An 897-nucleotide genomic window follows, 5' to 3' on the forward strand; every position below is an offset into this window, starting at 1 on the left:
CAATAAATCCACCTCTTTCTATATAAACCCAAAGGATATTGTTATATATTCCTACAATTTGTTCTACTTCATAGTCAAATTCTTCATCTGTACTGTAATCTTTACCTTTACCAAGTGAAGCAAGAGGAAACTCCCAAAGAATTAAATCTGAATCTATTTTTCTACAAGCTATTTTCTTTTTAAAATCACGAAATATATACTTGTCTATAATACTTCTTCCTAACCAACTTGTAGCTTCAAAAAGTATTTCTTTCTTTTCAAAATCATAAATCCCTTCTTGTGGTTTATCATCAACTTCATAAAAAGAAAAGTAAGGGTAATTCTGAGCTTCTATCCTATAATTATTAATAACAATAATTAAATCGTTAATATTGATTATGGCAGAATCTCCATACACAATCTCTCTTGATATCAAATGGTCTTTTCCAAAGGGATATAGTTCTTGCTGTCCAGAAATTTCTAATAGACATTCATTTGATTGAGCATTAAAGAGTCCTTTGCTATTAATGTAATATTCATTCACATAAGCTATTACATTGTTTATTGTTCTACTTTCACAAAACATAATTATTCAGCTTTTATAAAGTTAAAAATAGAAGTAAGAACTATATTTTTTTCTCTTCTCTTTCAAAAATATGTAACGTATGATTACTATCTAAGATATACACCTTATTTTCTGAGACTTTTAAATCTCTAAGGCGAGTAAAACTATCATCTCTTTCCACTACAGCAATAGGCTCTGAAACATAGATAATTTCCTTGGTGTTGATGTCTAAAATGCCAAATTGTAATTCTTTGTCATTATAAAAATACAATAAATCTCCTTGTAGACTTGTATTCCCACTAACTCCATATTTTTTTAGGTTCATTTTTTCCATTTTATCCCACATACCATAT

At 28.1% G+C, this 897-nt stretch carries 2 pseudogenes; both read right to left on the bottom strand.

The features are described from left to right. A pseudogene (locus HMPREF1551_RS02380) lies at window positions 1-565 on the bottom strand (hypothetical protein); the annotation flags it as partial. Window positions 566-605: 40 nt separating this feature from the next. Continuing rightward, window positions 606-897: pseudogene (locus HMPREF1551_RS02385) on the bottom strand (hypothetical protein); the annotation flags it as partial.

The sequence above is a fragment of the Capnocytophaga sp. oral taxon 863 str. F0517 genome (genome assembly GCF_000466425.1).
In the GTDB taxonomy this organism is placed as follows: domain Bacteria; phylum Bacteroidota; class Bacteroidia; order Flavobacteriales; family Flavobacteriaceae; genus Capnocytophaga.